Origin of the sequence: Anaerotignum lactatifermentans (assembly GCF_016902535.1) — a bacterium.
Taxonomy (GTDB): Bacteria; Bacillota; Clostridia; order Lachnospirales; family Anaerotignaceae; genus Anaerotignum; species Anaerotignum lactatifermentans_A.
On record NZ_JACSNY010000028.1, the window covers coordinates 1 to 10,740 of the forward strand.

Here is a 10,740-nt window from a genome sequence, read left to right on the forward strand (position 1 = left end):
CATTTATAGCGAAATAAAATGTTGATTGCTTTACTACATTTTATTTAGAATAAATTTTCTCGATTTTATTGACTCTTGTTTGTCTTGTATTCAGTTTTCAAGGTGCATTCTTTCTTTTGCGGTTCGCCTTATCGTTGACCGCCTAAGTAGTCTATCACGAGAATGTTCTCTTGTCAACAGCTTTTTTTACAATTTCCTCACTTTTTTCTTCCGCCTTCCGTTTCATCCTCATTTTTCCCTGTAAATCCAGCCTTTCTCTCAAAAAAGAAAGACCCGAAAAATACGGGTCTTTTGCCTGCTCAGGTAAATATGGTCAGGATAAAATACAATAATATATTGTTTTCATAAAGGGGCCCCGCCAGATGTGTTTTTTCCATCGCCTCAAAAAGAAACTGGAACTTAAATCCACACTGGAAAAATGTCAGCAGAAAACAGATCAGCCATGTAATAGTCAATCCTTTCAGCAGACCAACGACCAGCCCCAGCATCCGGTTCATAAAATTCAGCACTGGCAGCTTACTGATTAAATGCAGCGCCTTCAGCACGAAACGAACCGCCAGAAAGGCCAGCACAAAAACCAGCAGCACGCTGACAATATTGATGCAGATATTGGCCAGAAAACCGGCAATATACTCCTGGATGCTGTCTACATCCAGCAGCTGATAGACTACGGGATTATTGTTTTCCAAAAGACTTTCCTTCAAAAACCCCGGAAGCTTCATATTTTCGATCAGAGAGGTCTGTGTCTGCATCGCCGCGTCTCCGATGATATGATCCAGCTGTAAGGCCTCGCCAATGGAATCGGCCAGAGAACCAAAGACCGGCGTTTTCCGCAAAATCATCCCCATGGCCGGCGTAAAAAGCCGGACAGCTACCAGCGCCGCCAGCATCGGCAGAAAACTCAGCCCCGCCACCACAAATCCTTTTCGGAAAGCCTGTATGGCCGTGCCGCCAATGAGGACCAACACCAAAATATCTAAGATATAGGGCAAAAACTCCATCCTTTCGCCCACCTCCTTTTTTTCTTTTCTCTCCTCTATGCAAAGAACTCATTCTGCCGGCTCTGTCCCCTCTTCCGGCATAGTCTCCTCTGTGGATTCCGCCCCCGTTGCTTCTTCTTCCTCCGGCGTCTCTTCTGTCGTTTCGCCATTCTGTTCTTCGGCGCCGTCAGTGCCTTCCTCCGTTCCGGCAGCGTCAGTGCCTTCCTCGGAAGTCTGGCTGTCCTGCGTTTGCGCGGGTGCCATTTCATCCACAACGACTACGCCTTCAATCTCCGGTGCCTCCAGATCAGCCAGACCGGCGCCTTCCGTATTCTTCGTCATATCCAAAATCAGCGCGCGGTCCTGCATCACAACCAGCACCTTTGTAAATTTCTCCATGGGAACCATCTGGCTGACCTCCTGCGTTGCCTGATAGGTCCACTCTTCGCTGCCTGTATGCCGCAGCCCTGCAAAATCGCTTTGGCTCCCGGCAATAACACCGTCTTCCCATACGCTGAAATAAGTAATCTCTCTGTCACTTTCATAAGAGGCGGTTTCCTTTCCGCTGCCGTCAACCCAGCAAATGGTATTAGAGGGTCGGCTTTCCTGCCCAGCCGCGGCATCCCCCAGCACCAGCGCCACCGTATCTTTATTCTGGAAAGAGATATAATCCACCAGATTGGTGAAGGAATACGCCCATTTTTCCACGCCATCCGTTCCAAAACCGTAAAGCCCTTTGTCGGAAACCGCCCGCAAAGCGCCGTTGCCGTAGCTGACAGTCCCCATAACCTCATTTTCCTTCATGACGGAGGCAAACATACTATCCGTTACATTTTCGCTATCGGTGGAATTGATATAGAAAAAGAGTACTTTCCCCATGATTTTTACATCTGACGTATCCACATAGCTGACCGCAAAGGATTTATTGTCGTCCGAAATATCCGTGGAAACAGGATATATCCCCGCAGATTCCTCCACTCTTCCCTTCAGCAGTGTCCCGGCATTATTGTAAACAAGGATCTGAGACCCATTGGCGCGTTTCTCGACCAAAGACAAATACCCGTTTGTATTCAAAGCAAACTGCGTCAGACTGCCTTCCAGCTGGATCTGGTACAGCATCCCGCTCTGACCGTAGACCCGCAGAGTTTTCCCGTTCATATCGCCCACCGCCATGTAGCTGCCCTCCTGGATCAGCTTGGGTGAGGTCATGGTAAAGGTGTCGCTCCATTTCTGCACTCCCGCGGAATCATAGTACTTGATGCCGTCCTTGGTACAGTGAAGGAAGGCCTTTCCAAATACGGCAAAGGAGGACTGGCTGCCTACGTCCAGCTCAATGGTGCTTAAAACACCGTTGCCCTCCTTCCCCTCCGTGGAACTGGAGGAAGCGCTCACAAAAAGGCTCCGGATTCGGCCGCCGCCGTAATAAGTATCCCAAAAAAGGCCGCCTGCCGCTGCCGCCAGTACCAGCGCGATGGCGATCCCGATTTTCGTCTGTTTTGTCATATGTTGCAGCGGATGTTTTTTCATCTGCATATCTCCTTTGACATTTCTCAGTAGTAACGTATTTTCTGCCCTTAATCATACTACATCGCCGTACTATTTGCAAACAGCAGGCAAAAAATCCTTCGACAAAATACATTTCTTTCCAAAGAAATACGGGACCCTGCTTTTTTTACAGGGTCCCGTGTACGTTGTCTCGTTTTTTTACAGCTCTGTTCCTTCGTCCCGCAGACTTTCATAGAGCTTGATATATTCCAGGGCGGAATGTTCCCAGGAATAATTGCTTGCCATGGCGTTTTTCACCACATGCTCCCATTCTTCCCGGCCCATATGGTATACACCCAGAGCCTGGTCTACGGCCCAGAGCAGGCCGTTGCCGTCATAGGTCTCAAAAAGGAAGCCGTTGCCCTCCTTCGTTTCCGTATTGTAAGGGAAAATCGTATCCGCCAGACCGCCGGTCTTGCGCACGATGGGCACTGTGCCATAGCGCAGACTGAACATCTGCCCCAGCCCACAGGGCTCAAACAAAGACGGCATCAGGAACAGATCAGAACCGGCATAGATCCACTGCGCCAGCTTTTCGTCAAAGAAAATATTGGCGCTGACTCTGCCGCGATAGCGTTCCTCCATACTCCGGAACAGATACTCAAACCGGTTTTCCCCGGTCCCCAGCAGTACAAACTGCACATCCCGGTTCATCATTTCATCAAATACATAGGAAAGGATGTCCAGCCCCTTCTGATCCGCCAGTCGGGTAATCATGCCGATAATGGGCACATCCCTCTGCTCCAGCCCCAGACGTTCCTGCAAACGGCGTTTCATTTCCCGCTTGCCTTCCAGATGCTCCGCGTCATAGTTGCAGGGAATCCGCTGGTCCGTGGCCGGATCGTTGGCTTTATAATCAATGCCGTTGATGATGCCGCTGAGCACATTCTTTCTGCTGTTGAGCAGACCATCCATGCCATAGCCGTACTGCCAGGTCTGGATCTCTCTGGCATAGGTCTGGCTGACGGTGCTGATGCGGTCCGCATAGACCAGCCCCATTTTCATATAGCTGACATTTCCGTAAAATTCCACATTCCCATTCTCGTAACAGTAGTAGGGCACACCCAGAAGCTCCATGGTGCTCTTGTCAAAATTCCCCTGATACTGCAAATTATGAATGGTAAAGAGTGTTTTCATTTTGGAGTAATAGATCATTTTGCGATAGATCTCTTTCAAATACATGCAGACAGGGCCTGTCTGCCAGTCGTTGCAGTGGATTACATCGGGGTAAAAATCCAGCATCGCCATCATATCCAGAACCGCTCTGCCAAAAAAGGCAAATCGCTCGTTGTCGTCGCCGTATCCGTATAATCCTCCACGTCCGAAATAAAAATCATTTTCTATAAAATAAACAGGTACTTCTCCATTTTTTACCAGGATCTTTGCCTGCTGTGTTCTCCATAACAGATGCACAGGAAACTCGCCCAGGTATTCCACGCCATACATTTCTTCATTTTTGACCGTCATATATCTGGGGATCACCACACGGATGTCCACACCCTGGGCGCGCAGCGCCTTGGGCAGGGAACCGGCAACGTCTCCCAGACCGCCGCTTTTTACAAAAGGCGCCGCCTCAGAGGCAACCAGCAATACTTTCAAGCAATCCTTCATCCTACCTCACCTCATATCCATCATACTATGAAATCAGCGTTTCAGCAAGAAAATCTTACCAACAACAGAAATAAAACATACAAATTCCTGAAAAAAAATACACCTTCCTTTTTTCTGTGAAATGCCTTTTTTCCTTTTTATTCTAGCCAAAAAGTGATATACTATAATATACTTTGCAGAAGAAATCGTTCTGCACGCCATATGGAACAGGAAAGGATGGATGAATATGAAAGAAAACCTTCCTTTGCGAAAGGATGTCTCTCCTGACGCGAAGTGGCATATTGAGGATTACTACGCCAACGATACCCTCTGGGAGGAGGCCTATGCCCGCTTCCAGCAAAACCTGCCCGTTCTGGAAAAATTCCAGGGCCATCTGGCGGATTCCGCCCAGACCCTCTGGGACTGCTTCCAGAAGGATGAGGAGCTTTCCATGGAACTGGACCAGCTCTATACCTATGCCAATATGCGCCTGCATGAGGACAGCGCCAACGCCTTTTATCAGGGCCTGGCTTCCCGGGCGGAAACACTGCTGATTCAGTACAGCGCCGCGGTATCCTTCCTGACGCCGGAACTGCTGGCTATGCCCGAGGAAAAGCTGGCCGCCTTCCGGAAGGAAAAAGAGAAGGAATTCCAAAAATACGACCATTTCTTCCACAATCTGCTGCGCAAAAAGGCCCATATCCTGACCCCTGCCGAGGAAAGTCTGCTGGCCAAAGCGGCGGAACTGGGCGGCGCTCCCCAGAATATTTTCACCATGCTCAATGACGCTGACATTACCTTCGGCAATATCACCGACGCCGACGGCGATCAGGTCCCTCTGACCAAGGGCCGCTATGTAACCTTTCTGGAAAGCCCGGACCGCCGTGTCCGCAAAGAGGCCTTCGATACACTGTACGCCGCTTATCTGGCCCAGAAAAACACATTGGCGGCTACCTACGGTGCCTCCGTCAAAAGCGACGTATTTTTCGCCAAAGCCAGAAATTACGAATCCGCCCGGGCCATGGCGCTGGCGGATGACAACATTCCTCTGTCCGTCTATGACAACCTGATTGAAACGGTACATGCCCATCTGCCCCTGATGCACCGCTATGTGGCCCTGCGGAAAAAGCTGCTGGGGCTGGAGGAGCTGCATATGTACGATCTGTATGCCCCTCTGGTGGCGGACGCGGACGCGAAAATCTCCTTTGCCGAAGCCAAGGAAACTGTGAAAAAGGCGCTGGCCGTCATGGGAGAGGACTATGTGAAAGCGCTGGATCACGGCATGGAGTCCGGTTGGATCGATGTCTATGAAAATCAGGGCAAACGAGGCGGGGCCTATTCCTGGGGCAGCTACGGTGTTCACCCCTTCGTGCTGCTGAACCATAACGATACCATCAACAGCATGTTTACGCTGGCCCACGAAATGGGCCATGCCCTCCACAGCTATTTCACCTGGCAGAAACAGCCCTATCTGTACAGCGGCCACAAAATCTTTGTGGCGGAGGTAGCCTCCACCTGCAACGAAGCCCTGCTGATGGAATATCTTTTAAAAACCACCACAGACGAGACCATGCGGAAATACCTCATCAATTATTATATGGAGCAGTTCCGCGGCACCCTCTTCCGTCAGACCATGTTCGCGGAATTTGAAAAAATCACCCACGAAATGGCGGAACGGGGCGAACCTCTCACCTGGGAAGGCATGAATCAGATCTACGGTGATCTGAACCGCCAGTATTTTGGCGACGATATTGTCATCGATGAGGAAATCCAGATTGAATGGGCAAGAATTCCTCATTTCTATAACGCTTTTTACGTTTACCAGTACGCCACAGGCTACAGCGCCGCCATCGCCCTTTCCCATAAGATCCTGACGGAGGGCCAGCCCGCCATTGACGCCTATCTGGACTTCCTTTCCAAAGGCGACAGCGAGTACTCCATCGACCTGCTGAGGGGCGCCGGTGTGGATATGTCCAAAAAAGAAGCCGTGGAAAACGCCATGGCCGTCTTTGAAAAACTGCTGGATGAAATGGAAGCCCTTTGCCGGTAACATTCCTTTCTCATAAAACATAAATGCCCCGCCGAAAGGCAAAACGGCTTTTGGCCGTTTCCCATGAGCACAAAATAAGGCTGGAATCCTGATAAAAAGGATTCCAGCCTTCTGCTTTTAAATCATTTTCTTAGAAAATCAAAATCCAATTTTCGCCTCAGCTTACAGCTTCGTGCCTTTTTTCAGCACTACCGGCTCCTGCATGGATTTGCCGATAACTCTCTGGCCATCGGAAATCTCTACATCCTTGTCCAGGATAGCGTTTTCAATAACGCAGCCTTTGCCGATCCGTGTGCCTTCCATCAGGATACTATTGCGTACCACAGAATCCTCCGCCGTATAAACCTTGCGGAATACTACGGAATGTTCTACCTTGCCGTTGAAGATGGCGCCGCTGCCCACGATGGTATCGCTGACCTCCGCTCCCGCGTTGTATTTTGCGGGCGGCTCATCCTTAGGCTTTGTTTCGATGAACGGATACTGCCGTACAAAGATATCCCGGACCTCCTTCTTCAGGAAATCCATATTGGTTGCGAAATAGTCGGAAACGCTGGTGCCGATGGTGCTCCAGTAGCCCTTGAATTCATAGCCGTAGATTTTCAGGCTGCTGCGGAAGGGGATGATGATATCCTTTACCAATCCGTAACCGCCCTGAGGCACAACTTTCTGCAGCAGTTCAATGAGCAGTTTTCTGGAAATAATGTAAATCCCCAGGGAAGCGGAGCTGGTCTGGGCCTGTTCCGGTTTTTCCTCAAAGCCCAGCAGACGCTGTTCCTCATCCAGCTGCATAATGCCGAAGTAGGACAGGTCTCTGCCTTCCATGTTCTGATATACCACAGTAATGTCCGCGCCCTTCTGGATATGATAGTTCACCGCGTCCCGATAGTCCATTTTGTAAATGGAATCGCCGGAAGCAATGACCACATATTCCTCGTTGCTGCGCATCAGATATGTCATATTCTGATAAATAGAGTCCGCCGTACCCCGGAACCAGTCATTTCCTGTGCTGCTGGTATAGGGTGTAAATACGAACAGGCCCCCCTGTTTTCTGCCGAAATCCCACCATTTGGAGGATGTCAGATGGTCCCGCAGGGAACGGGAATTGTACTGTGTCAGCACAGCGACCTTGCCGATACCGCTGTTGGACATATTGCTCAGTGTAAAGTCAATGGCACGGTAGCAGCTGCCAATGGGAAGCGCCGCGGATGCTCTCTGTTCCGTCAGTGCGCCCAAACGGCCGTCGTTATTGCCGCCTGCCAGAATAATCCCAATTGCTTTCATTTAGATCCCCTCCCGAATGACTGATTTGCCGCTTTCCAGTTTGCCTTCCGCGAAATCCTCCGCTTTGGTGGCGCCGTAAAGCACGCAGTTTTTCCCGATCACAACATCGTCGGGAACGGATGTATGGGTCCCCAGTACAGTAATGCCTGTATTGTAAATATTGGGCTTGGCCTCATTCGGTACGTTCTCTCCCATACCCATCTGTACATTCTTGCCGACGATACAATCCTCGTCGATGATGCAGCGGTCAATGACCGCGCCTTCTCCAATGACTGTGCCGCCCATAATAATGGAATCCTTAATGACGGCGCCTGCTTTTACTACAACTTCAGGCCCCAGAATGGAATGGATGACCTCGCCGTAGATCTCACTGCCGTCGGAAACCAGGGATTCTTTTACCTTTGCCCCCGGCGCCGTATACTGCGGCGGCTGATGATCGCTGTTGGTGTAGATCTTCCAGAAATCCTCATACAGATTGAATTCCGGCAGTGCCTTAATCAGTTCCATGTTGGACTCCCAATAGGACTCGATGGTGCCAACGTCCTTCCAATACCCACGGAACCGGTACGCGTAGAGGGTCTGCCCTTCTTCCAGCATCTTCGGAATAATGTGCTTGCCGAAGTCACTGTCCGCGTGGATGGCGTTGTCCTCCACCAGAGCCTCCCGCAGTCTGCTCCATGTGAAGATATAAATGCCCATAGACGCCAGATTGCTCTTGGGATTTGCCGGTTTTTCCTCAAATTCGTAGATCTTGTCGTCTTCTTCCGTATTCATGATACCGAAACGGCTGGCCTCTTCCATGGGCACTTCCAGAACGGCAATGGTAGCCGCAGCGCCTTTTTCCTTATGGAAGCGCAGCATCTGAGAATAGTCCATTTTATAGATGTGGTCGCCGGAAAGGATCAGAACATATTCCGGATTATTGCTGTCGATAAAATCGATATTCTGGTAAATGGCATTGGCTGTGCCCATGAACCATTCGCCGGAGTCTCCGCCCTTAACATGAGGCGCCAGAATCGTTACCCCGCCGTTTTTCTTGTCCAGATCCCAGGGAATACCAATGCCAATATGCTGATTCAGCCGCAGCGGCTGATACTGCGTCAGAACACCTACGGTATCCACACCGGAATTGATACAGTTGCTCAGCGGAAAGTCAATGATTCTGAATCTGCCGCCATAGGTAACGGCAGGCTTCGCAACTTTCCGTGTGAGAATCCCCAGACGGCTGCCTTGTCCGCCTGCCAGAAGCATTGCGATCATTTCTTTTTTACGCATAATACCAACCCCTTGCTTTTTTTGCTGGCTATGTACGAGTATTTGTACATAACTTATCCATATTATAACATAGTAATTAACCAAAAGAAACTAGCAAATTTCATGATATTTTATTATATTTCCCTAACAAACCCTTATATTTTTCTACCGTTAAGAAAAAATTAAGCTTTTTTTGCTGTATAGAAACAGGAAAATTCTGTATAAAATATAGAAATGCTCGGAAAAAGAATTGATATTCCCCCCTGCGTATACTATAATGGAAAACAATCACAAAACACCTATTACGGAAAAATGAGGCGGTTATTTATGTTAACAGCAAATCAAAAAGAGCAGCATATTTATTTTATCGGAATCGGCGGCATCAGCATGTCCGCCCTGGCGGAGATCCTCCTTTCCAGAGGCATCCGTGTTTCCGGCACTGACGTAAAAGAAAGCAACGTGACACGCCATTTACAGCAGCTTGGCGTGCAGGTTAATTTTGGCCACAGAGCGGAAAATATTACGGACGATGTAACTATGGTCGTCTATACGGCAGCCATCCACGAGGATAATCCGGAACTGATGGCGGCCAGAGAAAAATCCATCCCCGTCATTGACCGTGCCCAGCTTCTGGGAGACATCATGGCGGAATACGCTTATTCCATCGCCGTAGCCGGTACCCATGGCAAAACCACCACTACTTCCATGGTTTCCGAGATCCTGCTGGCGGCCCAAAAAGACCCTACCATCACCGTAGGCGGTTTCCTTCCTGCCATTCAAAGCAATCTGCGGGTAGGACACTCTCCTTATTTTGTGGCAGAAGCCTGTGAGTATTTCGACAGCTTTCTGCGGTTCAACCCTTATATCGGCGTCATCCTCAACGTGGAAAGCGATCATCTGGATTATTTCAAAAATCTGGAAAATATCCGCCGTTCCTTCCACGCCTATGCGGGCCGCATCCCTGAAAAGGGCCTGCTGGTCATCCATGACAGCATCGACCGTCTGGCGGAACTGACGGAAGGACTGGTTTGCCGGGTAGAAACTTTCGGTTTATCCGACAAAGCAGACTGGACCGCAAAAAATATCGTTCACGCTCCTGACGGCAGAAATAATTTCTCCGTCTGCTACCACGGCGAAATTCTTGGCACTGTCCACCTGCATGTTCCCGGGGAACACAACATCACCAACGCGCTGGCGGCTATCGCCTCGGCACATTATCTGGGCATCCCCTTCGCCGAAATCGTACAGGGCATGGAGCACTACGCCGGCACAGACCGCCGCTTCCAGCGCAAAGGGGAAAAGGACGGCATCCAGGTCATTGACGACTATGCCCATCATCCCACAGAAATCAAAGCCACATTGGCTGCCGCCAAAAATATCGACCACCGCACCACATGGTGTGTATTCCAGCCCCATACCTATTCCCGTACCCGATTCCTTTTTGAGGAATTCGGTGAGGCCTTTGGGGACGCGGACGAAATCATCATCGCGGATATTTTTGCCGCCAGAGAAACGGACGACGGACTGGTTTCCGCCCGGGAACTGGCCCAGCGGATTGCCCAAACCGGAAAATCCGCCCGTTATGTAGGAGACTTCGATGCCATCTGTGCCTATTTGAAGGAACACTGTCAGCCGGGAGACCTGCTGCTGACCGTGGGCGCCGGAGATGTATACAAGATTGGTGAAAACTTCCTGAAATAAATAAAACCTTTTGCCGGAAAGTCATAGGCTTTCCGGCTTATTTTTTGTCCATCCACAAATTTGCGCACATTCTTCCGCCCTGTGTGGACAAACCATTCTTCTCTCCCCGTTGTCCACAGGTTCCTGTCCAGTTATCCACAAATCCCAATTTTCCCTGTGTATTCCCGGCTTTCTTTTGTGGATAACCTGCTTTTTTCTGTCCATAAATTGTGTATAACTCCGTCTTTTTCCCCTTGAATTGTCAAGTTAAATGCAACACCTCTGAATAATAAATCTCATAAGGCGTTCTATACCTTAAACATTTTCTGGGACGTTTGTTCATTTCATCCACTTTGCTTT

General features: G+C 49.7%; 7 protein-coding genes. 2 read left to right on the plus strand and 5 right to left on the minus strand.

All coding sequences use genetic code 11. The features are described 5' to 3' along the window. Nucleotides 1-299 precede the first annotated feature (299 nt). The 3 genes from H9X84_RS12380 to glgA form a co-directional block, all read right to left on the minus strand. On the minus strand, nucleotides 300-992 hold the full coding sequence (locus H9X84_RS12380; protein WP_205134580.1) for a CvpA family protein: 693 nt from the start codon (nucleotides 990-992) through the stop codon (nucleotides 300-302). A 57-nt stretch (nucleotides 993-1,049) separates the two neighbouring features. Then, entirely contained in the window at nucleotides 1,050-2,507 is a 1,458-nt protein-coding gene (locus tag H9X84_RS12385) for a DUF5711 family protein (protein WP_205134579.1), read from the minus strand. Nucleotides 2,508-2,684: 177 nt separating this feature from the next. Further along, nucleotides 2,685-4,124: a glycogen synthase GlgA gene (gene glgA, locus H9X84_RS12390; protein WP_330612369.1), complete on the minus strand. Its 1,440-nt coding sequence runs from the start codon at nucleotides 4,122-4,124 to the stop codon at nucleotides 2,685-2,687. Between the two features lie 238 nt (nucleotides 4,125-4,362). Between glgA and pepF the strand changes: the two genes are divergently transcribed. Beyond that, on the plus strand, nucleotides 4,363-6,165 hold the full coding sequence (gene pepF, locus H9X84_RS12395) for an oligoendopeptidase F (protein ID WP_205134577.1): 1,803 nt from the start codon (nucleotides 4,363-4,365) through the stop codon (nucleotides 6,163-6,165). A 162-nt stretch (nucleotides 6,166-6,327) separates the two neighbouring features. Here the strand turns inward: pepF and glgD are convergent, their stop codons facing one another. Together glgD and H9X84_RS12405 are read right to left on the minus strand one after the other, a co-directional pair. Further along, a complete protein-coding gene (gene glgD, locus H9X84_RS12400) occupies nucleotides 6,328-7,446 on the minus strand; it encodes a glucose-1-phosphate adenylyltransferase subunit GlgD (RefSeq protein WP_205134576.1) in 1,119 nt (372 codons plus the stop codon). Then, the gene (locus H9X84_RS12405) at nucleotides 7,447-8,721 is read right to left on the minus strand and encodes a glucose-1-phosphate adenylyltransferase (RefSeq protein ID WP_205134575.1); all 1,275 of its coding nucleotides are present in this window, start codon (nucleotides 8,719-8,721) and stop codon (nucleotides 7,447-7,449) included. A gap of 306 nt (nucleotides 8,722-9,027) precedes the next feature. Here H9X84_RS12405 and murC point away from each other — a divergent pair, with 306 nt between their 5' ends. Next, a complete protein-coding gene (gene murC, locus H9X84_RS12410) occupies nucleotides 9,028-10,401 on the plus strand; it encodes a UDP-N-acetylmuramate--L-alanine ligase (protein WP_243423766.1) in 1,374 nt (457 codons plus the stop codon). Nucleotides 10,402-10,740 lie beyond the last annotated feature (339 nt).

What these genes read in the sequence shown, in the direction of transcription:
- pepF (WP_205134577.1), top strand. Translation starts at nt 4,363, where the DNA reads ATGAAAGAAAACCTTCCTTTGCGAAAGGATGTCTCTCCTGACGCGAAG.
- glgD (WP_205134576.1), bottom strand. Translation starts at nt 7,446, where the DNA reads ATGAAAGCAATTGGGATTATTCTGGCAGGCGGCAATAACGACGGCCGT.
- H9X84_RS12405 (WP_205134575.1), bottom strand. Translation starts at nt 8,721, where the DNA reads ATGCGTAAAAAAGAAATGATCGCAATGCTTCTGGCAGGCGGACAAGGC.
- H9X84_RS12385 (WP_205134579.1), bottom strand. Translation starts at nt 2,507, where the DNA reads ATGAAAAAACATCCGCTGCAACATATGACAAAACAGACGAAAATCGGG.
- murC (WP_243423766.1), top strand. Translation starts at nt 9,028, where the DNA reads ATGTTAACAGCAAATCAAAAAGAGCAGCATATTTATTTTATCGGAATC.